We start from the raw sequence: 21,216 nt of genomic DNA, 5'->3' as shown, positions 1-21,216 counted from the left end.
GCGCGTCTGTGTCCTCTGCGAGGATGGAGGTATGCCTTCTCCGCTCCCCTCGATCGCGATCCTCGGTGCCGGCTCGATGGGCGGCGCCATCCTCCACGGACTCATCCGCTCCGGCGCGGCGCCCCACGTCACGGTGACCAACCGCACCGCCGCCAGCGCCGCATCGCTGAGCGGGCAGGACGGCGTCACCAGTCTGTCCCTCGAGGCCGACCCCGCCGCCAACACGACCGCCGCTGCGGCATCCGACATCGTCCTGGTGGGGGTGAAGCCCGTGATGGTCCCCGACCTGCTGCGCGAGATCGCGCCCGTACTGCGCCCCGGCACCATCGTCGTGAGCCTCGCCGCGGGTGTCACCCTCGCCACCTTCACCTCGATCGTCGGAGACGACATCCCGGTGATCCGCTCGATGCCGAACACGCCCGCCGTCGTCGGCAAAGCCGTCACCGGGCTGTCCGCGGGCGCTGCGGCATCCGCCGACGACGTCGCGCTCGTGCGTCGCCTGTTCGAGACGTGCGGTGTCGTCATCGAGGTTCCCGAGGAGCAGATCGACGCGCTGTCGACGATCTCGGGCTCGGGCCCCGCGTACGTCTATCTGCTGATCGAGGACCTCACCGAAGCCGCCCGTGGCAAGGGCTTCTCGGATGCCGATGCGGCTCTCATGGCCGAGCAGACGTTCATCGGCGCCGCGGCGCTGCTGGATGCCTCGGGGGAGGACCCCGCCGAGCTCCGCCGCCGGGTGACCAGCCCCAAGGGCACCACCGAACGCGCCATCGCCGTTCTGCAGGGCGCGCGCCTCGACGGTGTCTTCGCCGAGGCCACGGACGCCGCGCTCGCCCGCGCAAAGGAGATGGCCGCCGGAGCCTGACCTGGCCCGCCTGAGCTCTTCCCCGGGCATCCCTCTCGTGCGTTCGTACGCACATCTGCGTGCGCCTTCGCACGCGCTGGCCATGCGTGCGTCTGCCGGCGAGAAACACCGTCGACCGCGAGAAACCACTGCCTGAGGTGTTTCTCGTGCTGGTTGTGGTTTCTCGCCGCTGCGGAGACCTGCGCACTGCGGTGCGCGGGCGTACGCCCGACACTCAGCGCTCTCGCCGCCCCACAACGCCGCGCCCTCGCTCCCAGGCTCCGCGCGTCGCCCTGACTCCTTGCTCCCGCGCGCCTCCTCTCGAGAAACACTTCCGACCGCGAGAAACCACTGCCTGAGGTGTTTCTCGTGCTGGTTGTGGTTTCTCGCCGCTGGCGGAGACCTGCGTGCGGTCGTGCGCCGTCGTGCGCCCGTGGCCTCGCATCCCCCAGGACCCTCACATCCCCATCGCCCCGGCCGCCAGGCCCCACGCGCGGCCTCGACTCCTTGCTCGCGCGCGCCGCGCGCCTCCTCTCGAGAAACACCGTCGAACGCGAGAAATCACTGCACCACGTGTTTCTCGTGCTGGTTGTGGTTTCTCGCCGCCTGCGGCGGGAGAGCGGGCGAGGGCTGAGGATGCCGCAGGCCGTCACCGCGGGCGCGAGGCGAGAGTCCTCGGGCTGCGGCCGAGCGTGGCGAGACCGCCGCGGTCGCGCGTCCGCACCAGCGGAACGTCGGCGCGCTGCAGCGCGGTGGCGAGCGGGTCCACGCGCACGGCATCCGCGAGGTCCCATCGGGCGAACGGATGCCCGGCCCGCCGCAACCGGTCCTCGCGCCGCTTCTCGTTGCGCAGATGCTGCTCGGCGCGCGCGGCGTCGTGAAGGTCGTACTTTCCCCATCCGTCGCTCTCGCCGAGCGCACGCGCGGACGGGAAGAGGAAGTCCACGCGGTCATCGACACCCTCGTAGCCGAAGACGGGCTGCAGGACGGGATCCTCGAAGCCGCACCAGCGGATCACCGCGCGACTGACGCTTTCACCGGGCGACTCCGCGAGACCGTCCGCGCGTGCCCACGTCCAGGCGAGCCGCGCGACGCCGCGGCGCGAGACCTGATCGGCCGAGCGTTCGCGGAGTCGATCGAGATCGAGCGTGCCGCCCTGGGCCGGTGAGATCGCGGCATCCGCAACGGCCAGCGCCTGCGCGGGAGGGAGCACACGGCACAGATCGACGACCGTGTCGAGCAGTGAGGTGACCGGGATGCCCGCACGTTCGACCGACTCGCGCGGATCGCTGCTCGTGTGCACGCAGACATCACCGAAACGACGCGACGACGTGCGCTCCGCGTCGAAGACGTGGATGTCGCGTGCTTCGCCGAACAGCGGCAAACCGTGCAGCACCGCCGCGGATTCGAGGCAGAGCATCGTGCCCGGGTGCGTCACGGCGAAGGCGTGGACACGGAGCGCATAGCGGGCCCACGGCGTGAGACGAGCCGCCGCGGCGGCATCCGCGTACACGCCGCGTCGCACACGCGTGCACGCCGCGCCCGACACCGGCAGGCGCAGCGCCCGCGCTTCAGCGGAGGTGATGAGCGGGAGCGGCGCGCGCGTGGCGGCGCGATCTGCGAGAAGGAGCGGCATGCGCCGAGTCTGCGCCGCGATCGCCGTCACCGGCGCGCGTCCGCCCGCACCGGTGGACAACATGCGCTGGTCCGCCGCAGGGGAGGAGAGATGATCAGAGCGAGAAACCGACGCAGGCGCGAGAACCACGGGCAGAGACGGTTTCTCGCGCGCGAAGGTGTTTCTCGCGCTCAGCCCCGTCGACGGTTCGGACGGGCGAGGGGGCAGGCGAGTGCGCCCGACCGCACGCGGGAGGCCATGTCGCGTACGGCAACACCGTGTCATGGCGGCGGCGTGGCGGGATGCCGTCGTGAGAAACCATCGTCGTCGCGAGAAACAGCTGCGGGGATGGTTTCTCGCGTGCGAAGGTGTTTCTCGCGCGGCGAAACGCAAGCGCGAGCGCGCGTCAGCGGTCGAGCGAGGCGAAGCGCTCGATGTCGGAGTTCGTGCCCGACACGATGATGAGGTCGTGGTTGGTGACCACCGTGTCGGCCTCCGCGTAGCGGAACGGCTTGCCCGGGCTCTTCACGCCCACGACAGTCACGCTGTACTTCGAGCGGACTCCCGACTCGTTGAGGCCGATCCCGCGGATGAACTTCGGCGGGTACATCTTGGCCAGCACGAAGTCGTCGTCGAAGCGGATGAAGTCGAGCATCCGCCCCGACACGAGGTGCGCGACGCGCTCGCCGGCCTCGCGCTCGGGGTAGATGACGTGGTTCGCGCCGACACGGGCGAGGATCTTGCCGTGGCTCTGCGAGACGGCCTTCGCCCAGATCTGGGGCACCTTCAGGTCGACGAGGTTCGCCGTGATGAGAACGGATGCCTCGATCGACGAGCCGACCGCGACGACCGCGACCTGGAAGTCCTGCGCCCCGATCTGCTTGAGCGCGTCGATGTTCTTCGCGTCGGCCTGCACCGTGTGGGTGACCCGCTCGGACCACTTCTGCACGAGCTCGAGGTTGTCGTCGATCGCGAGCACCTCGCGGTCGAGCCGGTCGAGCTCGCCCGCGCAGGCGGCGCCGAAGCGCCCGAGACCGATCACGAGGACGGGAGCATCGCTCCGCAGCTGCTCAACCAACGATGGGCCTTTCCACGGGCAGCGAGTAGTGCTGCGAACGGGATGTCGCGGCCACGGCCGCGGCGAGAGTCACTGTACCAACGCGCCCCATGAACATCGTCAGGGCGAGCACGTACACGGCGGGGTCGGGAAGGGTCGCCGTCAGCCCCGTCGAGAGCCCGACGGTCGCGAACCCGGAGATGACATCGAAGAGCACCTTCTCGATGGGTGCCCCGGTGATCTGCCCGATCGTAATGGTCGCCACCGCCACGATCGTCGACCCCCAGGCGACCACCGAGAGGGCGACGCGCTGCACGTCGCTCGGGATGCGGCGGCCGAACGCCTGCACGCTCGGGCGCCCCTTCGCCTCGGACCACACGGCCAGGGCGAGCACGGCGAGGGTCGTGACCTTGATGCCGCCGGCCGTCGAGGCCGAGCCGCCACCCACGAACATCAGCATCGATCCGACGATGAGCGACGATCCGTTCAGCTGCGAGATGTCGACGAGCGAGAATCCGCCCGACCGTGTCATCGCCGACAGGAAGAACGCCTGGAAGGTGGTGTCCCAGGCATCCATGCCGCCGAGCGTCTTCGGATTGTCGTACTCGAGCAGCAGGAAGACCGCGGCGCCGGCGAAGAACAGGATGACCGTGGTGATGAGGGTGAGCTTGGCGTGCAGCGACCAGCGGCGCAGGTGGAAGTGGTGACGCCAGAGGGTGAAGATCACCGGGAACCCGATCGATCCGAGGAAGACGCCCGCCATGATCACGGTGAGGAAGAAGTAGTCGCCGGCGAAGGGGGCGAGGCCGCCGGCGTTCGGGGTGAAGCCGGTGTTCGTGAAGGCCATCGCGGCGTAGAACGGCGCCTCCCAGAGGGCGCTGAGCGGGTCGACGCCGTTGATCAGCAGCGAGGGGTAGAGCAGGATCGCCAGGCCGGCCTCGATCACCAGGGTCGACAGTGCGACGGTCGCGAGCAGCTGGCCGACCTCGCCGAGCCGGACGGTCTGTCCTTCGTTGACGGGGCCGCCGTGGGCACGCAGCGGATTCGTGTCGCCGGCCGCGATGAGCTTGGCACGCAGGCCCAGCCGCTTCGAGATCACCAGACCGAGGATGGATGCCAGGGTCAGCACGCCCAGGGCTCCCACGTTGACGCCGACGTAGACGATGACGTGTCCGAACGGCGACCAGTGCTCGGCCATGTCGACGGTCGACAGTCCCGTGACGCAGATCGTCGAGACGGCCGTGAAGAGGGCATCCGCGAAGGGCGTCTGCGTGCCGTCGGCGGCGGCCGCGGGCAGGGAGAACAGGCCGGTGAACAGCAGCACCAGCGCGCTGAAGACGAGCACGGCGAAGCGGGGCGGCGAGGCCATCGCGAGCTCGCGCAGCGCGTGAACCACTCGCGTCGAGAGGACCGAGGCCCGATGCGCCGCGCGGACGACGACGGAATCGTCCGCCATGACCGCCTCCTCGACTCGTTCCCAACGCTCGGTCGTTGTCATGGTACTCGGGGCGCGGCGCGGGCTAACCTATGGTCATGGCGGACATCTTCGACGTGATCGCCGACGGTACCCGTCGGGACATCCTGCAGCTGCTGCGCGAACGCGCCGCCTCGGGAGAGCACGGCACGAGCGTGTCGCAGATCGTGGGCGAGTTGGGCGTGAGCCAGCCCACCGTGTCGAAGCACCTCAAGGTGCTGCGCGAAGCGGAGCTCGTCTCGGTGCGCGAGGAGGGCCAGCACCGCTACTACAGCCTGTCGACCGGTCCGCTCGACGTCGTCGACGACTGGCTGGTGCCGTTCTTCGACGATGGTCTGGCCGCCGCCGAAGCCGCCGCCACCCCCGCGCTTCCGGACTCCGCGGCGGCTGCCGCCGACCTCGTCGGGCGCGCCGCGGCATCCACCAAGCACGCCCTCGAGAGCGTGCTGAAGAAGATCCCCGGGCGCTGAGCCGGCGCGTAGGCGCCGCATCGGCGGAGCACCGTTACGTCACAGAAGTCACAGAGGTTTACACGCGTCCCGCGAGACCTCTACTCTGTGAGGACGGCCATCCAGGGGGAACTGGGGCCGCGGGGGAGTGGGAACATGGCAGAGCTGTCGGACGTGCGATTTCTCACCGTCGCCGAGGTCGCGGACATCATGCGCGTCTCGAAGATGACGGTGTACCGCCAGGTGCATGCGGGGGAACTTCCCGCGGTACGTTTCGGGCGCAGCTACCGGGTGCCCGAGCAGGCCGTCACCGCCGCTGTGCAACGGCCGATCGCCGACGTCGGCTAGACTGCTCCGAGGGCATTTTCGTGATGCCCGTTCCCGGACGTGCTCCAGGCTCGTCCAGACCCCTGACATAGTGAGGTTTTCCGTGGGTTCTGTCATCAAGAAGCGCCGCAAGCGCATGGCGAAGAAGAAGCACCGCAAGCTGCTTCGCAAGACTCGCCACCAGCGCCGCAACAAGAAGTAATCGCGGCACCGACACCGAGCGCCTGTTTCCGGAACGATCCGGGACGGGCGCTTCGTGTTTCCGCCGTGCGATGCGAGCGTCCGTCGGGATGCCCGTCGCCCCGTGCCAGGATGGAACCGTGACGACCCTCACGCTCATCTCCAAACCCGACTGCCATCTGTGCGATGTGGCGCGCGAGATCGTCGACAACGTCGTCGCCGAACTGCCCGACGGAGCCGTGGAGGTCGAAGAGTTCTCGATCGCCTCCGACCCGGCCCTGTACGAGCAGTGGTGGGAGAAGATCCCCGTCGTCCTCATCGACGACCGCCTGCACGCACACTGGCGGCTGTCCGCCGACCGCCTGCGTGCCGCACTCACCGACACCCGCACCGAGGAGAACGCATGACCATCCGCCACGTCGTCGCCTTCCGCATGGCCGCCTCCGACGCCGAGACGCGCGTCGAGCACGCGACCCGCGCCGCCGAGCAGCTGAATGCGCTGCCGGATGCCGTCCCCACCCTGCGTTCGATGTCGGCGGGTGCGAACACGCTGTTCCCGGGGGAGAACTGGGACCTCGTGCTGGTGGCCGACTTCGACGACGCCGACGCTCTCGCCGCCTACAACGTGCACCCGGCGCATCGCGAGGTCGCGGCCTACATCGGCTCGGTGCGCTCCGACCGGGTCGCGGTCGACTTCGAGGTCTGAGCGCGACCGCCCGAGCACCTGCGAATCGCGCATCGGCGTTCGCTCAGTCGCGGGGGCGGACGGCGACCCCGACGGGGGAGAACGTGATCCGCACCCGCTGACCGTATTCCAGCCGGTCGTCGGCTCCGTGCTGCACGCGGACGAGAGTCCCGTCGTCGGTGCGCACGAGCGAACGGCGATAGCTCCCGAGGAACGTGCTCTCCTGCACGTGCGCTTCACGCCCGGGGCGGGTGTCACGGGCGACTGCAGCCTCGTCGACGGCGGTGATGCGTATGTTCTCCGGGCGCACCAGGGCGTTGACGGGGCCGTCGACCGATGCTCCCTCGATCGGCAGAGCCATGTCCCAGACGCGCACGACGTCGCCCTGCGCGATCCCCGGCAGCGCACTGGAGAGTCCGACGAACGCCGCCACGGACGAGGTGCGAGGCCGCAGGTAGAGATCCTCCGGCGTGCCGATCTGCTCGATGCGCCCGCCGTCCATCATGGCGATCCGGTCCGAGACGGCGAGAGCCTCTTCCTGATCGTGGGTCACGAAGACGGTCGTGATGCCGAGGCGCAGCTGCAAGCGACGGATCTCGTCGCGAAGCTGCACGCGCACCTTCGCATCGAGAGCGGAGAGCGGCTCGTCCAGGAGCAGCACGCGGGGTTCGGTGACGAGAGCGCGAGCGAGCGCGACCCGCTGCTGTTGGCCTCCGGAGAGCTGATGGGGATAGCGGTCGGACAGATGGCGCAGTCCGACGAGTTCGAGAGCGTCGAGCGCCCGCGCCTCGGCGGGGCGGCGAGCCGTACCGCGACGGCGCAGGCCGAATGCGGTGTTGTCCACGATCCGCAGGTGCGGGAACAGCGAGTACGACTGGAACACCATGCCGATGTCGCGCTTGTTGGTGGGCATCCGGGAGACGTCGGTGCCGCCGAGCAGCACCGTGCCACTGTCGGCGGACTCGAGCCCGGCCAGAACGCGCAGGGCGGTCGTCTTGCCGCAGCCGGACGGTCCGAGGAGCGAGACGAACTCGCCCGGGGCTATGTCGAGGTCGACGCCGTGGAGCACCCGGGTCGTGCCGAAGCTCTTCTCGATCGCGCGCAGTTCGACGCGCGTGCCCTCGGTCGCTCCCGTGAGGAGGAGGTTGTCGGCGGTGCGGGGAAGCGGATCGATGGTCATGGGCGAGCCTTTCGCGTGCCGCGGGCGAGGCGGCCGATGAGCAGGAGCAGCGCGAAGCAGAACAGGAGCGCGAGCAGGGTGAACATGGCGGGAAGGTAGGCGTCCTGGTTGCGGACGACGACCATCGCGGTCTGGAACACCTGGCGGTTCAGCAGCGACGCGATCGTGAACTCACCGAGGACGACGGCGACCGAGATGAGGGATGCTGCGAGGAGTCCCTGCCGGAGGTTCGGGGCGAGCACTCGGAACGCCACCGCGCCCCAGCCGGCACCGAGCGAACGCGCCGCCTCGGCCAGGGTGCGCAGGTCGGCGGCCTCGATGGAGGCTTGGATCGATCGGTAGGCGAAGGGCAGGACGGTGATGCCGTAGGCGAACGCCAGCGTCCACGTGCCGGTGCCGAACCAGCGTCCGATCTGCAGGTAGATCGGTGCCAGACCCACGACGAGGACGATTGCGGGGATCGAGATCGGCAGCAGCACCGTGAACTCGAACACCCGCCGCAGCCGTGGGAAGCGCAGGTGAACGAGCACCATCGTCGGTGCGAGCAGCAGCAGCACGATCGCGACGGTCACGAGGCACAGGACGAGCGAGTTGCCCAGCCCGGTCCAGATGGGACGGGCCGCCGTCTGGACAGCGGGGGAGAACAGGCCGGTCCACCGTTCGAATGAGAGCCGGCCGTCGGGCATCCGCAGGGTGTAGAGCAGCGTCGAGACGAGCGGGATCGCGAAGAACGCGCCCACGATCACGCCGATGAGGAGGCGAGTGACCCGCGTGGGCCCGAACGTCGGCCGCGGCGCGGTCACGCCTGCCACCTCGCTGCGCGGCGCTGGACGGCCGAGTAGGCGATCATGACGATTCCGATGACCACGATCATCCCGAGGGCGAGTGCGCCGGCGAGGTTCTCGCGTCCGAGCACGGTCTCGCTCGTGAGCGCCGTGCGGATCTGCAGGGGGACGATCTGCGACCCTTGGCTGGCGAGGGCGGCGGCGGTCGCGTACGAGGAGAACGCGTTGGCGAACAGCAGCAGCAGGCTGGCGAGGAAGGACGGCGCGAGCACGGGAAAGCCGATCCGCAGCCAGAAGCTGCGAGAAGAACCGCCGAGGGTGAGGTTGGCCTCGGCCCACTGGGGTTTGAGTGCCGACAGCGCGGGCAGGAACGTGATGACCATGAGCGGGATCTGGAAGTAGATGTACGGCAGGACGAGCCCGGGCAGATCGTAGAGCCACGTGCCGTTCGGAAAGATGTCGATGCCGAAGGTGTCCTTCAGCATCAGGGTGATGACGCCCTGGATGCCGATGGTCGCGATGAAGGCGAAGGCGAGCATGACGCCGCCGAACTGGGCGAGCACTCCCGAGGCCGCATCGATCGCTGATCGGATCGCGCCGTCGGGCGGAAGGCCCAGCAGTGCGTAGCAGACGAGCGCCCCGACGATGGCGCCGACGACCGCCGTGAAAAGCGAGAGGCCGGCGGAGTTCGCGAACGTCGTGAGCACGAGCGGGTCGCCGAGTGCCGTGAGGTTGCCCCACGTGAATGTGCCGGCGCCGGTGAAGAACCCCGAGCCGATGGCCAGCACGGTCGGCAGAGCGAGGAAGAGCAGCACGTAGGCCGCGAACGGCGCGAGCCCGAGCCAGGCGAACGAGAGACGCCGCCGCACGGGCGACGGACGGGGAGCGGGGGTGGATGCCGGAGCATCCACCCCCGCGGGGGCGAGAACGGTCACTGGACCGCCGTCGCCCACTTCTCGCCGAGGAGCGTGCCGGCGGCGGTGGACTGCTTCTCGGTGGGGACGACCGTGTCGGCCGGAGCGGCGGGGAGCTTGGCGGCGAGCGTGCTGTCGATCGTGCCGGCCGTCGTCATGGCCTCCATGCGCACCGGGCGGGCGCCGCCCTTCAGCCAGAGGTTCTGCACCGCGTCGCTGTACAGGAACTCCTGCCACAGACGTGCGGCGGCCGGGTGCGGGGCCTTCTTGTTGACCGCCTGGTTGTAGTAGCCGGCGTAGCCGGTGCCGTTGAAGACGACGACCTTCCAGTTCGGGTTGTCCTTCTGGTGGGCCGCGTTCAGGTAGTCCCAGTCGAACACGACCGGCGTCTCGCCGCTGGCGACGGTGGCCGTGGTGACGTCGACCTTGAGGAGGTTGCCGGCCTTCTGCAGCTTGCTGAAGAAGTCGATGCCGGGCTGGAAATCGTCGAGCGTGCCGCCCGACTGGACGTTCGCCATGCCGACGGCGGCGAACGCCGCGCCCGCCTGCGTGGGGTCGCCGTTGATGGCGACCGCACCCTTGTAGGTCGAGGTCAGCAGGTCGTCGAGCTTGGCGGGGGCGGGGAACTTCGACGAGTCGTAGCCGATCGACATGTACCCGCCGTAGTCGCCGACGAACAGGCCGGTGGGCTCCTTGAGGGCGTCGGGGATGTCGGCCCACGTCTGCACCTTGTACGGCGCGAAGACATCGGTGTTCTTCAGCGCGACGGCGAGGCCGAGGTCGAAGACGTCCGGTGCGGTGTCGAGCCCGTCGTTCGTCTTGGCTGCCTGGATCTCTTCGGCGCTGGAGACGTCGGGCGACTGCTCGTTGACGGTGATCTCGGGGTAGCGCTGAGTGAACAGGTCGATGATCTCGCCGTAGTTCGCCCAGTCGCGCGGCAGCGCGATGACGTTCAGCTGGCCGTCCGCCTTCGCGGCGGCCTCCAGATCGGCGAAGGTGCCGATGTCGCTGAGGCTGGTCGCGGTCGCGGCGGAGGCGCCGCTCTGGCCGGCCTCTGCGGTGCCGCTGCACGCGGCCAGGGCGAGCGCGGCGACGGTCGCCAGGATGGTCGCGGCGGCGGCGCGACGCGGGAACATGCGGGTCATGCTGGTCCTCTCGGGTCATCCTCCCGCCTGCGTCAGCACGCCGAAGGAGGGGATGAGAGGACCGTACGCAGACCGTGTGACGTGTGGACGGTGCCCGGATGAACGATCACCGACATCCACGTTGCCGTCACGGTATCGGCGGCGCCGCAGCTGTCGGGGTCTCGCTGTTCGTCGAAGGCGGCCCCCGGTGCAGGGCGGGGGCCGCCTCCGCGCAACGGTCAGTGGAAGAGGTCGAGCTTGCCGAACTTCTCCGCGAGCAGGTAATACACCGTGATGCGGCTCTTCGTCCGGTCGGCCTTGAGCGTCTCGCCGACCTCGGCCAGTGCGGCGTCGAGGACCTCGTTCGAGTCCGTGAGGCCGAGCTTCTTCTGGAGGAAGCTGGTCTTCACCGTCGCGAGCTCGGTGGGGTCGGAGAAGGCGACGTACGCCGAATCCCGGTTCGTCATGACGAGCCGGTAGGTCTTGAGCAGACCCTCGATGGCGGCGTCGTCGGCGTCGGGACGGTAGATCTTGACGTCAGCGGCCCAGTCGGTCATGGAGCACTCCTTCGGATTCGGCGTGGCTCAGGATGCCGCGCTCGCTCGTGATCCTAGACGTGCGCCGCTCTCCTGCAACAGGGTGTTCTCGGGGGAGTGGGCGGCGCGCTCGAGTCTCAGCCGCGCAGCCGTGCGCGCAGAGCCGCGAGCTCGTCGGCGGTCAGGCCGCCCGACGTCAGGTACTCGGCTGCACCGCCGTTCTCGTCGATCCAGGCGAACGCTGTGCGGATCGCCGCGGGGGGCGTTCCCGTGACGAGCGTGCGCAGCTCCGGGGTGAGGGGCACGCCGAAGGATGCCACCAGCTGCAGCATCCCCTCCGCCCATGCGCCGGCGAGGTTCTCCTGCGACTGCGCGTAGTCCGCGACGATCTCCTCGCGGTCGGCGCCCGCGGCATCCAGCATCAGCGCGACGGCGACACCGGTGCGGTCCTTGCCCGCGGTGCAGTGCACGATGACGGCGCTCGGCTCGTCATCGGTCGACGCGGCGACGAGGCGTGCGAGATCGGCGAACGTGGCTGCGCCGTGGGTGAGCATCGTCGTGTAGAGCTCGCCGAGCGAGGGCAGGTCGTCGAGCACGCGTGCGAACGCCTCGGGGGCCACGACACCGTCGGCGCCTGCCGCGGGCTGCGGCAGGGCTCCCTCCAGAAGCGCCAGCGACACGCGGTGGAACGGTCGCGTGGCCGGGAGCAGATCGGGCGCCATCTGCTGCTCGACCGGCGTGCGGAAATCGGCGATCACGCCGATCGGGCTCTCGGCGAGCTGTGTGAGACCCGTCTCGGTGAGGGCGTTCAGTGCCGCGGCGCGGTACAGGACACCGCTGCGGGTACGCCCGCCGTCCTTGAGGGTCGTTCCCCCGGTGTCGCGGAAGTTGACGAGGCCATCGATCGTGTCACCGGTCATGGCCTCAGCCTACGAGCGTCAGGGCGCGAGGCGCGTCGGCCCGCGGAAGAGGAAGGTGACCTCGCGGATCGAGTCCTGGCCGAGCATCAGCATCAGCACGCGCGCGAGGCCCATCCCGAAGCCGCCGTGCGGGGGAATGCCGTAGCGGAAGAAGTCGAGGTAGTGCTCGAGACCCTCCAGCGACAGTCCCTTCTCGAGCGCCTGCGCCTCGAGCACGTCGATGCGGTGCTCGCGCTGGGCGCCGGTCGTGATCTCGGTGCCGCGGAACAGCAGGTCGTAGCTCGCGGTGAGCCCGGTCTCGGCGTCGCGCATGTGGTAGAACGGCCGGATCTCGGGGTGATAGTCGGTGATGAACACGAACTGGTGGCCGTACGTCTCCTGCACGTGTGCGGAGATCTGGCGCTCGCCCTCGGGGTCGAGGTCGCCGTCGGTGCGCGGGATGTCGTAGCCGCGCGCCTTCACGATCTCGCGCGCTTCGGCCAGCGGAATGCGGGGGAAGGGAACGGTCGGTACGACGACATCGATGTCGAACAGTTCCTTGATCTCTGCGGCGTGCTTGTCGGCCACGGCCTGGAAGGCGAACGCGAGGAGCTCCTCCTGCATCCGGGCGACGTCCTCGTAGGAGTCGATCCACGAAAGCTCCGCGTCGATCGAGGTGAACTCGGTCGCGTGCCGGCTCGTGAAGCTCGGGTCGGCGCGGAACACGTCGCCGATCTCGAAGACCTTGCCGAAGCCGGCGGCCTGCGCCATCTGCTTGAAGTGCTGGGGGCTCTGCGCGAGGTAGGCGGTCTGGTCGCCGAAGTACTCGAGGGCGAACAGCTCGGCGTTTCCCTCGGCGGGCGTCGACATGAGCTTGGGGGAGTGGATCTCGACGTAGTCGCGCTCGACCCAGTACGTGCGCATCGCGTGCTCGAGGGTCGTCTGAATGCGGAAGACGAGGTTGTTGCGGCGCTGACGCAGGTCGATGAAGCGCCAGTCCATGCGCTTGTCGAGGCCGCTGTCGGCGGCGATCGGGGTTTCGGGGAGGGCCGCCGCGGCGATCTCCAGTGTGCCGATCTTGATCTCGACGCCGCCGAGCTTCACGCGCTCGTCGTGCTTGAGCTCGCCCGCGACGGTCAGGAAGGTGCCGGTCGAGAGCTCGGAGATGAGGGCCGTGAGAGCGAGGGCCGCGGCATCCTGCTCGGCACCGTCGGGGTCGGGGCGCGTCGCCGGGTTGACCAGCTGCACGGCGCCGGTCTCGTCGCGCAGGATGACGAACTGCACCTTCTTCTGGTCGCGGACGGTCTCGACCCATCCGGACACCTGGACGGTGCCGTCTTCGCGGGACTGCAGCTGGCTGACGAGGGTGCGTTCACTCACGAGGGTCCAGTCTACGCAGGCCCGCCGTCGCGCCCGGCGTTCAGGACCGCGCGCGGGCGGTTGCGAGGGGGTGGGTCGGGAGCGGACGATGGGGGGATGCCTGTACCCGACGCGCCGCCGTCCCGCGAGAGCGAAGTCGATGAGATCCCCGCGCGCGACGTCCTCGCGCGCATCTCCGACCGCTGGACCCTCGCGGTCATGCGGGTGTTGCAGCGTCAGGGTCCGCTTCACTTCGGTCAGCCCGAACGGCAGCTGCCCGGGGTCTCGCGGAAGATGCTCACGCAGACGCTGCGCTCGATCGAGCGCGACGGGATGATCTCGCGCACGGTGCATCCGGGCCGTGTGACGCACGTCGAGTACGCGCTCACCGCTCTGGGGCGGGGTGCTCTCGAGCCGATCGACGTGCTGTGCGCGTGGTCGAGGGACAACATGGCGATCGTCGAGCGTGCGCGGGAGCGCTATGACGCCGCCGTGCATCTCGACGGGTGAGAGGCGCGGCGGCGTCGAGCCGGGTCAGCGGGCGGTGGGCAGACGCCACTGCGCCGCGGCGGCGTCGCTGAGGTCGTCGATCGTCTTCGGTGCGCGCCCCGTGAGGGCTTCGACGTCGCCGGAGAACCGCGACATGACGCCGTCGCGGATGGCGGCCTCGTTCGTGACGATGTCCTCGCTGCACCACGGGTAGGGCGAGCGCGAGAAGTCGCCCGTCGCCTTGCGCGGGATGTGCAGCGAGTCGTAATAGGAGTACAGGTCGTCTTCGGGCATCGAGTCGTAGACGATCGGGACGCCGGAGCGCTCCGAGACCAGCGCGCAGATCTCGCGGACGCTGACGAGCTCGCGGCCCGTCACGTCGTAGCCGCGGTTGCGCTCGCCGCGCCCGAGGATGAGCGCTGCGGCGACCGCGGCGCAGTCGTCCTTGGCGACGAGGGTCGCCTGCGTGTCGCCCGCGCATGTGCGCCACCGGCCCTCGTCGAGGGCGATCTGGCCGAACGCGTACAGATAGTTCTCGAGGTAGAGGTTGTCTCGGAAGACGTTCCAGGTCAGACCCGAGGCTCGGATGTACTCCTCCGTCGCGTGATGGTCGACCGTGACCACCTGGGTGGTCTCCTCGGCGTCCGCGCCGAGGAAGGACGAGTAGACGATCCGGTCGACGCCGACCTTCGCGAACGCGTCGATCGCGTTCCGGTGCTGCTGCTGGCGCACCTCGCCGACGATCATGCCGGAGATGATGAACCCGATATCGGCGCCGTCGAAGGCGCGGGCGAGTTCGTCGGGCTCGGCATAGTCGGCCTTGCGGATGGTCACGCCGGCGGCACTCCAGCGCTCCACGCGGTCCGGGGCGATGCGCTCGGGCACCGGAGAGGTCACGACGACCTGATCCCCGTCGACCTCGCGCAGGACGTTCTCGATGATCTTGCCCGACAGTTGGCCGTCGGCGCCGGTGATGACGTACATGGTTCTCTCCGTGAAGGGCGGTCGGTGTGCCGACCGGGATGCCGTCGTGGCATCTGTTTTCACGCTAGACGCGGTGGTCAGACCACACGAGAGGGCACTTTCCGGTGCCCGGGCACCGGAAAGTGCCCGGGATGGACCCGCCCGGCATCCGCTCAGGTTCTCGTCACCCGGCCCCCGTAGCGTCGGGGCCATGACGACTCCGGACGGCTCCTGGCTCACCGCTCTCGTCGACGGCGTCGTCGGCCTCATGCACCTGATCGGTGCACCCGGCGCGGGTCTCGCGATCGCGCTCGAGAACCTCTTCCCGCCCCTCCCGAGCGAAGCGATCCTGCCGATGGCCGGACTCGCCGCCGCGCGCGGTTCGTTCTCTCTCGCCGAAGCCCTGTTCTGGACCACCGCGGGGTCGGTCGTCGGCGCCTTCGCGCTGTACGGGATCGGCGCCTGGCTGGGACTGCCGCGCCTGCGCGCGGTCGTGCGGCGCATGCCGCTGCTCGACGTGCAGGATGTCGACCGCACGGTCGCCTGGTTCCACCGGCACGGCGGCAAGGCCGTCTTCTTCGGCCGGATGCTCCCCATCTTCCGCAGCCTCATCTCGATCCCCGCGGGGGTGACGCGCATGCCGCTCGTCAGGTTCGGTCTGCTGACACTCGCCGGGTCGTTCCTCTGGAACGCCGTGTTCGTGCTGTCGGGCTACCTGCTCGGCGAGCAGTGGCACATCGTCGAGGAGCACGCCGGCATCGTGCAGTACGCCGTGATCGTCGCCGTGGCCGGAGCGCTCATCTGGTTCACCGTTGCGCGCGTGCGTCAGCTGCGCGGGCGGCCCGCCGACTCCGACGCCGCCTGATCGCGGCGGTTGCTGGTTCTCCGTCCCGACGGACGGCTCTCCCAGCCCGCCCACAGACCCGGCGCCCGTAGACTTGAGCGGTGCCCGCCGACCGTCTCCACCTCGTGCGCCATGGCGAGGTCCACAACCCCGACCGGGTGCTGTACGGGCGGTTGCCGAACTTCCGGCTGAGCGCGGACGGACGCCAGATGGCCGCCGCTGCCGCCGCGCATCTGTCGGCCTCGGGTCGCCGAGTCGCCGCCCTCTACGCGTCGCCGCTGCAGCGCACGCGAGAGTCGGCCGAGCCGCTCGCCTCGACGTTCGGCCTCGACGCCGTCATCGATGACCGTGTCATCGAGCCCACGAACGTCTTCGAGGGCAAGCGGATGAAGCGGGCCGTGCTGAACCCCGCCAATTGGCGCTACCTGACCGATCCTGAGATCCCGAGCTGGGGCGAGCCCTATCTCGAGGTCGTGGAGCGGATGGATGCCGCAATGCGGGATGCCTGGGCAGCCGTTGACGGCGGTGACGTCGTCGTCGTCTCGCACCAGCTGCCGATCTGGATCACGCACCTCGCCGTCGCAGGCGAGAAGCTGCGTCATGACCCGCGCCGTCGACGCTGTGCGCTGTCGAGCATCACGAGTTTCGAGCGCCGCGACGGCGCCTGGCGCGAAGTCGCGTACGTCGAACCGGCCGCGACCGGCACGAGCATCGATGTGGGAGCCGTATGACCGACCGACCCGTCCGCACGACCTGGGGCCGGCTGGGCCGCCGCGGCGCGTCACGTGGTGCGCGCGCCGCCGTGGCATCCGTCGCGGCCCTCGCGCTGTCGCTCGGGCTCGCCGCTTGCACGAGCGCCAACGACGGCCTCATCGACTCGTACCGGCAGGGCAGCAACAAGGGCTTCATCTCCGGTGACGGCCGCGTGCAGGAGATCCCCGCCGACCAGCGCGGGGCCGCCGTCGCCTTCACCGGCAAGGCGGTGGACGGGTCGACCGTCACCAACGCCGACTACGCCGACCGGGTGCTGGTCTTGAACTTCTGGTACGCGGGCTGCGGCCCGTGCCGTGCCGAGGCGCCGGTGCTGGAGAGCACGGCGCAGGCCGTCGCGGCCAACGGTGCGACGTTCCTCGGGGTCAACATCTACGACGGGCCCGAGCAGGCGACCGCCTTCGAGCAGTCGTACGGGATCACCTACCCCTCTCTGCTCGCCAAGGAGGACGCCGACCTGCGTCTGGCCTTCGCCTCGTGGACGCCGCTGCAGTCGGTGCCGATCACGCTGGTCCTCGACCGCCAGGGTCGCGTCGCGGCGCGGTTCATCGGCCAGGTCGAGAGCGAATCGGTGCTGCGCACCGTCGTCGACGACGTCGCGGCGGAGGCGTCGTGACGGCGCGGCCCGCCCCCGGCGTCGGGATCCGCCCGTGAACGCGGGGTCGGTCGTCTTCGACGGCGCGCTGTGGCTCGCCGTGCCGATCGCCCTGCTCGCGGGGCTCGTCTCGTTCCTCTCGCCGTGCGTCCTGCCGCTCGTCCCGGGCTACCTGGGCTTCCTCGGCGGCGCGGTCGACCCGTTGCGCGGCGCGGCACGCGGCACCCGCGCTGCGTCGTCGTCGACGGCGCGTTCCGGTCGTGGGCGACTGCTGCTCGGTGTCCTGCTGTTCATCGCCGGGTTCACGCTCGTCTTCGTGGCCATGGGAGTGCTCGCCGGATCGGTGGGCCGCTTCGTCGTGCAGTACCAAGACGTCATCACCCGCGTACTCGGCGTCGTCGTTATCCTCATGGGCTTCGTGTTCCTCGGGCTGGTCGGCTTCGCCCAGCGCACCGTCAAGCCGCAGGTGCGCACCGGGCTGGGGTTGGCCGGAGCGCCGCTTCTGGGCGTCGCGACGGGCATCGGCTGGGCACCCTGCATCGGCCCGACGTACACCGCGATCCTCTCGATCTCGCTCACCGGCGGCGACCCGGCGCGTGCCGTGCTGCTCGCCGTGGCGTACTCCCTCGGCCTGGGCATCCCTTTCCTCCTCCTCGCGATCGGCTTCGGCTGGGCGACGCGCTCGGTCGCGTTCCTGCGCCGTCACATTCGCGCGGTCAACATCGTCGGCGGTGTGCTTCTGGTGGTCCTCGGTCTTCTCATGGTCACCGGCGTCTGGACCTCGGTCATGTCGCAGCTGCAGGGGGTGATCGGCAGTGTCGAACTCCCGCTCTGACGTCACCGACCCGCTGCGTCCCGCCGATCACGCCGACGGCACCCCGGTCGCCCAGCCCGTTCTCGGCGTCGTCGGATGGCTTCGCTGGGGGTGGCGTCAGCTCACCAGCATGCGCACCGCGCTCGTCCTGCTGCTGCTGCTCGCCATCGCCGCGATTCCCGGCTCGATCGTGCCGCAGCGCACGGCCGACCCGAACGGCGTCACGCAGTTCCGCGCCGACCACCCCGACATCTTCCCGGTGCTCGACGGCATGCAGCTGTTCGACGTGTACTCGTCGGCCTGGTTCTCGGCGATCTACATCCTGCTGTTCATCTCGCTGATCGGGTGCGTCATCCCGCGCACGAAGCATCACTGGAAGGCCCTGCGCGCGCTTCCGCCGCGCACGCCCGCCCGCCTGTCGCGGCTCGACGACCACGCCGAGGGCTTCCGCGCGCTGCCCGAGGGCGCGGACGGGTCGACGGATGCCATGGGGGATGCCACGGTGCAGGCCCAGCGTGCCGTCGAGATTGCCCAGGCGCAGCTGCGCAAGGCCGGCTACCGCGTCGAGCGCTACGACACGCCCGCTCGCGGATCGGCGCCCGCCGTGGCATCCGTCTCTGCAGAGCGCGGCTACGCGCGAGAGACCGGCAACCTCGTCTTCCATGCGGCCCTCGTCGGCGTGCTGCTGTCGGTCGGCGTCGGCGGCGGCCTGACCTACACCGGGCAGACCGTCATCGTCGAAGGCGACAACTTCGTCAACTCGCTCGCCCTGGGCTACACCTCGTTCAACCCGGGCCGCTTCGTCGACACCGAGCACCTGCCGCCGTACTCGTTGACCCTCGACAGCTTCGACGTCTCGTACGTGCCGCCGGGGCAGCCGGGCCAGGGGATGGCGGGGTCGTTCGCCGCGAACCTCACGACGCAGGAGCCCGGGCACGACCCCGAGAAGAAGACGATCCGGGTGAACCACCCGGTCGACATGGCGGGCGACCGCGTCTACCTCATGGGGAACGGCTACGCTCCGACGATCACGGTGCGAAACCCTGCGGGCGATGTCGTCTTCCGTGAGGATGTCGCCTTCCTGCCGCAAGACACGAACATGACCTCGCTGGGTGTCGTCAAGGTGCCCGACGGGCTCGCCGAGCAGGTCGGGCTCGTCGGCTTCTTCTATCCGACCGCGGCGACCCTGCACACGGGGGCGTTCACGTCGGCCTATCCCGCTCTGGCCAGCCCGCTGCTGACCCTCGACGTCTACGCGGGAGACCTCGGGATCAACGACGGCACACCCCGGAACGTCTACGCGCTCGACACGAGCGGCATGACCCAGCTCACGGGTCGCTCGATCAACGTGAAGTCGCTCGAGCTCACGCCTGGCCAGACCGTGGCGCTGCCGAACGGTCTGGGATCGGTGACCTTCGACGATGCCTCCGCGAGCGGGGCGCGCGAGCAGGTCAAGCGCTACGTGTCGCTGTCGGTGCACCGCGACGTGGGGGCGCCGTTCGTCCTCGCCTTCGCCGTCATCGCCCTGCTCGGCCTGCTCGCCGCGCTCTTCGTGCCGCGCCGACGCATGTGGGTCAAGGCGACGCCGGATGCCGGTGGCATCCGGCTCGAGTACGCCGGGCTCGCCCGTGGCGAGGATCCCGCGATCGCCGTCGCCGTCGCCGACCTGCAGCGCGAGCACGAGAAGGGGATGGATGCCGCAGGCCTCGGGCGTTCCGAGGCATCCGCCACCCCCGCGGAGGCCACGGACGGCCCGTCCATCGCGGGACGCCCCGCGTAGACTGACACGCATGCCCGAAGCCGGTTTCTCGCTCGACAGCGTCTCGGTCCTGCTGGTCTGGACGGCGATCGCGATCTACGCCCTCGCCTTCATCGCCTACGCGGTCGACCTCGCCCGCCGCTCCGACCTCGCCGTCAAGGCGAAGGATGCCGCGACCCGCGACGGCGTCGCCGCGCGCCAGCTCGTCGGCGCGGGCGTGGGCGCCGCGGGAGCGACCGGGGCGGGCGATCAGTCGTCGATCGCACGGATCCGTGCGGAGGAGGTCGCGGCGGCGGCCGACCTCGAGGCGCGTCCCGGGGCACGTCAGCGCTACGTCTGGGCGAGGATCGGCACGTCGCTGACCGTGCTCGGCTTCCTCTTCCACGTCGCCGCCGACATCACGCGCGGCATCGCGGCCGGTCGCGTGCCGTGGTCGAACATGTACGAGTTCGCCCTGACCGGAACGATGCTGATCGTCTTCGTCTACCTGATCGTGCTGCTGCGCTACGACCTGCGCTTTCTCGGCACGTTCATCACGGGCCTCGTGACGGTGCTGCTGGGTGCCACCGCGATCTGGTTCTACACCATCGTCGTGCCCCTCTCCGACCCGCTCAAGAGCGTGTGGCTCGTCATCCACGTCTTCGTCGCGTCGCTCGCGACCGCCCTGTTCGCCCTCGCCTTCGCGCTGTCGGTCATGCAGCTGATGCAGGCGCGCCGCGAGCGTCTCGCGATCGCCGCCGACGCGACGGGAGCCGGCGCGGATGCCGACCGCCCCGTCCGGTCGGGTCCGCGGTTCCTGCGTACGCTCCCCTCGGCCGACATGCTCGAATCGCTCGCTTACCGCTTCGCCATCATCGGATTCATCTTCTGGACGTTCACCCTGATCGCCGGCTCGATCTGGGCCAACGACGCCTGGGGTCGCTACTGGGGCTTCGACACGAAGGAAGTGTGGACCTTCGTCATCTGGGTGCTCTACGCCGGGTACATCCACGCGCGGGCGACCCGCGGCTGGCGCGGCACCCGATCCGCGTGGCTCTCGATCATCGGCTTCACCGCCGTCATGTTCAACTTCACGATCGTGAACATGTTCTTCAAGGGGCTGCACGTCTACAGCGGTCTGAACTGACCGGCATCCGTCGCGCTGCTGCTGCTGCTGCTGTTGCGGCGGCTGTTGCGGTTGCGGATGCGGTGGCGTTCGCGCGGTGAGGGCGTGCGCAGCTCGCGAGAAACACCCGGGCGCGTGAGAAACCATGTCGGGCGTGGGAAACACCTGCGGGCGTGGTTTCTCGCACGGGGACGGGTTTCTCGTGTCGAGCGGCTTTTCGTGAGTTCCGACTGCACCGTGGCACGCGCGTCGTGTGCGTAGGGCGTCCTGCCTACATGCGCGTGAGAAACCATGTCGGGCGTGAGAAACACCCGCGGGCGTGGTTTCTCGCGCTGGGAGGCGTTTCTCGTGGCGGTCGGGCGCGCCGCAGCAGGTGCGGGCATGGATGCCTGCGCAGCGCGCCGCGTACGCGTGAGAAACCATGTCGGGCGTGAGAAACACGTGCGGG

24 protein-coding genes are annotated in these 21,216 nt (G+C 69.6%); 13 read left to right on the top strand and 11 right to left on the bottom strand.

From position 1 onward, the window contains the following. The first annotated feature begins 31 nt into the window (after positions 1-31). Positions 32-865: a pyrroline-5-carboxylate reductase gene (gene proC / locus JOE64_RS12140; RefSeq protein WP_204964493.1), complete on the top strand. Its 834-nt coding sequence runs from the start codon at positions 32-34 to the stop codon at positions 863-865. Between the two features lie 628 nt (positions 866-1,493). Here proC and JOE64_RS12135 read toward each other — a convergent pair. From JOE64_RS12135 to JOE64_RS12125, 3 genes are all read right to left on the bottom strand, one after another. After that, positions 1,494-2,480 carry a hypothetical protein gene (locus tag JOE64_RS12135; protein ID WP_204964492.1) on the bottom strand — a complete coding sequence of 329 codons (987 nt, stop codon included), beginning with the start codon at positions 2,478-2,480 and terminating at the stop codon, positions 1,494-1,496. Positions 2,481-2,865: 385 nt separating this feature from the next. Continuing rightward, positions 2,866-3,537, bottom strand: a complete 672-nt coding sequence (locus JOE64_RS12130; protein ID WP_204964491.1) for a potassium channel family protein — start codon at positions 3,535-3,537, stop codon at positions 2,866-2,868. Further along, positions 3,530-4,972, bottom strand: a complete 1,443-nt coding sequence (locus tag JOE64_RS12125; RefSeq protein WP_204964490.1) for a TrkH family potassium uptake protein — start codon at positions 4,970-4,972, stop codon at positions 3,530-3,532. Before JOE64_RS12125 ends, JOE64_RS12130 begins: the two co-directional genes overlap by 8 nt. A 77-nt stretch (positions 4,973-5,049) precedes the next feature. Here JOE64_RS12125 and JOE64_RS12120 point away from each other — a divergent pair, with 77 nt between their 5' ends. The 5 genes from JOE64_RS12120 (at position 5,050) to JOE64_RS12100 (ending at position 6,652) form a co-directional block, all read left to right on the top strand. After that, a complete protein-coding gene (locus tag JOE64_RS12120) occupies positions 5,050-5,460 on the top strand; it encodes an ArsR/SmtB family transcription factor (protein ID WP_204964489.1) in 411 nt (136 codons plus the stop codon). Between the two features lie 135 nt (positions 5,461-5,595). Next, entirely contained in the window at positions 5,596-5,787 is a 192-nt protein-coding gene (locus JOE64_RS12115) for a helix-turn-helix domain-containing protein (RefSeq protein WP_204964488.1), read from the top strand. An 82-nt stretch (positions 5,788-5,869) separates the two neighbouring features. Continuing rightward, positions 5,870-5,968 (top strand): 30S ribosomal protein bS22, encoded by a 99-nt coding sequence (locus JOE64_RS12110; protein ID WP_003792170.1) that lies wholly within the window; start codon positions 5,870-5,872, stop codon positions 5,966-5,968. Positions 5,969-6,086: 118 nt separating this feature from the next. After that, entirely contained in the window at positions 6,087-6,353 is a 267-nt protein-coding gene (locus JOE64_RS12105) for a glutaredoxin family protein (RefSeq protein WP_204964487.1), read from the top strand. Continuing rightward, the gene (locus JOE64_RS12100) at positions 6,350-6,652 is read left to right on the top strand and encodes a Dabb family protein (protein WP_204964486.1); all 303 of its coding nucleotides are present in this window, start codon (positions 6,350-6,352) and stop codon (positions 6,650-6,652) included. The genes JOE64_RS12105 and JOE64_RS12100 overlap by 4 nt, the downstream gene beginning before the upstream one ends. Before the next feature lie 43 nt (positions 6,653-6,695). Here JOE64_RS12100 and JOE64_RS12095 read toward each other — a convergent pair whose 3' ends face one another. From JOE64_RS12095 to aspS, 7 genes are all read right to left on the bottom strand, one after another. Beyond that, positions 6,696-7,811, bottom strand: a complete 1,116-nt coding sequence (locus JOE64_RS12095) for an ABC transporter ATP-binding protein (RefSeq protein ID WP_204964485.1) — start codon at positions 7,809-7,811, stop codon at positions 6,696-6,698. Continuing rightward, positions 7,808-8,614, bottom strand: a complete 807-nt coding sequence (locus JOE64_RS12090; protein ID WP_204964484.1) for an ABC transporter permease — start codon at positions 8,612-8,614, stop codon at positions 7,808-7,810. The genes JOE64_RS12095 and JOE64_RS12090 overlap by 4 nt, the downstream gene beginning before the upstream one ends. Continuing rightward, entirely contained in the window at positions 8,611-9,531 is a 921-nt protein-coding gene (locus JOE64_RS12085) for an ABC transporter permease (RefSeq protein ID WP_204964483.1), read from the bottom strand. The genes JOE64_RS12090 and JOE64_RS12085 overlap by 4 nt, the downstream gene beginning before the upstream one ends. Then, positions 9,528-10,655, bottom strand: a complete 1,128-nt coding sequence (locus JOE64_RS12080) for an ABC transporter substrate-binding protein (RefSeq protein WP_204964482.1) — start codon at positions 10,653-10,655, stop codon at positions 9,528-9,530. The genes JOE64_RS12085 and JOE64_RS12080 overlap by 4 nt, the downstream gene beginning before the upstream one ends. Positions 10,656-10,873: 218 nt before the next feature. After that, positions 10,874-11,191 (bottom strand): DUF2853 family protein, encoded by a 318-nt coding sequence (locus JOE64_RS12075; RefSeq protein ID WP_204964481.1) that lies wholly within the window; start codon positions 11,189-11,191, stop codon positions 10,874-10,876. A gap of 116 nt (positions 11,192-11,307) precedes the next feature. Continuing rightward, on the bottom strand, positions 11,308-12,090 hold the full coding sequence (locus JOE64_RS12070; protein WP_204964480.1) for a tyrosine-protein phosphatase: 783 nt from the start codon (positions 12,088-12,090) through the stop codon (positions 11,308-11,310). An 18-nt stretch (positions 12,091-12,108) separates the two neighbouring features. Continuing rightward, positions 12,109-13,449 carry an aspartate--tRNA(Asn) ligase gene (gene aspS, locus JOE64_RS12065; protein ID WP_204964479.1) on the bottom strand — a complete coding sequence of 447 codons (1,341 nt, stop codon included), beginning with the start codon at positions 13,447-13,449 and terminating at the stop codon, positions 12,109-12,111. Positions 13,450-13,545: 96 nt separating this feature from the next. Between aspS and JOE64_RS12060 the strand changes: the two genes are divergently transcribed. Continuing rightward, positions 13,546-13,938, top strand: a complete 393-nt coding sequence (locus JOE64_RS12060; RefSeq protein ID WP_204964478.1) for a winged helix-turn-helix transcriptional regulator — start codon at positions 13,546-13,548, stop codon at positions 13,936-13,938. Between the two features lie 24 nt (positions 13,939-13,962). Here the strand turns inward: JOE64_RS12060 and JOE64_RS12055 are convergent, their stop codons facing one another. Next, positions 13,963-14,901, bottom strand: a complete 939-nt coding sequence (locus tag JOE64_RS12055) for an NmrA family NAD(P)-binding protein (RefSeq protein WP_204964477.1) — start codon at positions 14,899-14,901, stop codon at positions 13,963-13,965. Between the two features lie 190 nt (positions 14,902-15,091). Here JOE64_RS12055 and JOE64_RS12050 point away from each other — a divergent pair, with 190 nt between their 5' ends. The 6 genes from JOE64_RS12050 (at position 15,092) to ccsB (ending at position 20,789) form a co-directional block, all read left to right on the top strand. Next, positions 15,092-15,745, top strand: a complete 654-nt coding sequence (locus tag JOE64_RS12050; protein ID WP_204964476.1) for a DedA family protein — start codon at positions 15,092-15,094, stop codon at positions 15,743-15,745. 80 nt (positions 15,746-15,825) lie between these two features. Continuing rightward, on the top strand, positions 15,826-16,455 hold the full coding sequence (locus JOE64_RS12045; RefSeq protein ID WP_204964475.1) for a histidine phosphatase family protein: 630 nt from the start codon (positions 15,826-15,828) through the stop codon (positions 16,453-16,455). Further along, complete coding sequence (locus JOE64_RS12040; protein ID WP_204964474.1) at positions 16,452-17,111, top strand: TlpA family protein disulfide reductase; 660 nt, start codon at positions 16,452-16,454, stop codon at positions 17,109-17,111. Before JOE64_RS12045 ends, JOE64_RS12040 begins: the two co-directional genes overlap by 4 nt. Before the next feature lie 34 nt (positions 17,112-17,145). Then, entirely contained in the window at positions 17,146-17,925 is a 780-nt protein-coding gene (locus tag JOE64_RS12035; RefSeq protein ID WP_204964473.1) for a cytochrome c biogenesis CcdA family protein, read from the top strand. Beyond that, positions 17,906-19,684: a cytochrome c biogenesis protein ResB gene (gene resB, locus JOE64_RS12030; RefSeq protein ID WP_204964472.1), complete on the top strand. Its 1,779-nt coding sequence runs from the start codon at positions 17,906-17,908 to the stop codon at positions 19,682-19,684. Before JOE64_RS12035 ends, resB begins: the two co-directional genes overlap by 20 nt. Positions 19,685-19,694: 10 nt before the next feature. Next, positions 19,695-20,789 (top strand): c-type cytochrome biogenesis protein CcsB, encoded by a 1,095-nt coding sequence (ccsB, locus tag JOE64_RS12025; RefSeq protein ID WP_204964471.1) that lies wholly within the window; start codon positions 19,695-19,697, stop codon positions 20,787-20,789. Positions 20,790-21,216 lie beyond the last annotated feature (427 nt).

The sequence above is a fragment of the Microbacterium dextranolyticum genome, from assembly GCF_016907295.1.
Classification (GTDB): Bacteria; Actinomycetota; Actinomycetes; order Actinomycetales; family Microbacteriaceae; genus Microbacterium; species Microbacterium dextranolyticum.
Note: the sequence above shows the minus strand (reverse complement) of the source record. Positions and strands in the feature narration are given on the sequence as shown.

What these genes read in the sequence shown, in the direction of transcription:
- proC (WP_204964493.1), top strand. Translation starts at nt 32, where the DNA reads ATGCCTTCTCCGCTCCCCTCGATCGCGATCCTCGGTGCCGGCTCGATG.
- JOE64_RS12100 (WP_204964486.1), top strand. Translation starts at nt 6,350, where the DNA reads ATGACCATCCGCCACGTCGTCGCCTTCCGCATGGCCGCCTCCGACGCC.
- JOE64_RS12075 (WP_204964481.1), bottom strand. Translation starts at nt 11,191, where the DNA reads ATGACCGACTGGGCCGCTGACGTCAAGATCTACCGTCCCGACGCCGAC.
- JOE64_RS12095 (WP_204964485.1), bottom strand. Translation starts at nt 7,811, where the DNA reads ATGACCATCGATCCGCTTCCCCGCACCGCCGACAACCTCCTCCTCACG.
- JOE64_RS12135 (WP_204964492.1), bottom strand. Translation starts at nt 2,480, where the DNA reads ATGCCGCTCCTTCTCGCAGATCGCGCCGCCACGCGCGCGCCGCTCCCG.
- JOE64_RS12125 (WP_204964490.1), bottom strand. Translation starts at nt 4,972, where the DNA reads ATGGCGGACGATTCCGTCGTCGTCCGCGCGGCGCATCGGGCCTCGGTC.
- JOE64_RS12055 (WP_204964477.1), bottom strand. Translation starts at nt 14,901, where the DNA reads ATGTACGTCATCACCGGCGCCGACGGCCAACTGTCGGGCAAGATCATC.
- JOE64_RS12120 (WP_204964489.1), top strand. Translation starts at nt 5,050, where the DNA reads ATGGCGGACATCTTCGACGTGATCGCCGACGGTACCCGTCGGGACATC.
- JOE64_RS12060 (WP_204964478.1), top strand. Translation starts at nt 13,546, where the DNA reads ATGCCTGTACCCGACGCGCCGCCGTCCCGCGAGAGCGAAGTCGATGAG.
- JOE64_RS12070 (WP_204964480.1), bottom strand. Translation starts at nt 12,090, where the DNA reads ATGACCGGTGACACGATCGATGGCCTCGTCAACTTCCGCGACACCGGG.
- JOE64_RS12115 (WP_204964488.1), top strand. Translation starts at nt 5,596, where the DNA reads ATGGCAGAGCTGTCGGACGTGCGATTTCTCACCGTCGCCGAGGTCGCG.
- JOE64_RS12040 (WP_204964474.1), top strand. Translation starts at nt 16,452, where the DNA reads ATGACCGACCGACCCGTCCGCACGACCTGGGGCCGGCTGGGCCGCCGC.
- JOE64_RS12080 (WP_204964482.1), bottom strand. Translation starts at nt 10,655, where the DNA reads ATGACCCGCATGTTCCCGCGTCGCGCCGCCGCCGCGACCATCCTGGCG.
- JOE64_RS12050 (WP_204964476.1), top strand. Translation starts at nt 15,092, where the DNA reads ATGACGACTCCGGACGGCTCCTGGCTCACCGCTCTCGTCGACGGCGTC.
- ccsB (WP_204964471.1), top strand. Translation starts at nt 19,695, where the DNA reads ATGCCCGAAGCCGGTTTCTCGCTCGACAGCGTCTCGGTCCTGCTGGTC.